The organism is Halomonas sp. SIMBA_159 (genome assembly GCF_046536035.1).
GTDB classification, from domain to species: domain Bacteria; phylum Pseudomonadota; class Gammaproteobacteria; order Pseudomonadales; family Halomonadaceae; genus Vreelandella; species Vreelandella venusta_A.
In genome coordinates this window covers 1-240 of record NZ_JAWJBT010001507.1, presented here as the reverse complement: position 1 = coordinate 240, position 240 = coordinate 1, and the positions used below count along the sequence as shown (strand labels likewise).

At 55.8% G+C, this 240-nt stretch carries 1 pseudogene; it reads left to right on the top strand.

The features are described from left to right. Window positions 1-240, top strand: a pseudogene (locus tag R0J87_RS24250) (ABC transporter substrate-binding protein); the annotation flags it as partial.

Below are 240 nucleotides of genomic sequence, written 5' to 3'. Positions count from 1 at the left end.
CTAGGTATCAGCGAAGCTAATGAAGAGACCCTGGAGGGCAAAACCTTCGGCGTTCAGCGTGGCACCCTGCAGGATAACTACGTCGCCGACAACTTCAGCAGCGTCGCTGAAATCAGCCGCTACTCCACCGCCGACCACATGGTGTTGGACATGGAAGCACAGCGTCTGGATATCCTCTTTCTCGACTTCCCGATCGGCCAGTCCACGCTGCTAGACAGCGAAGAATCTGAGTACGTGGTT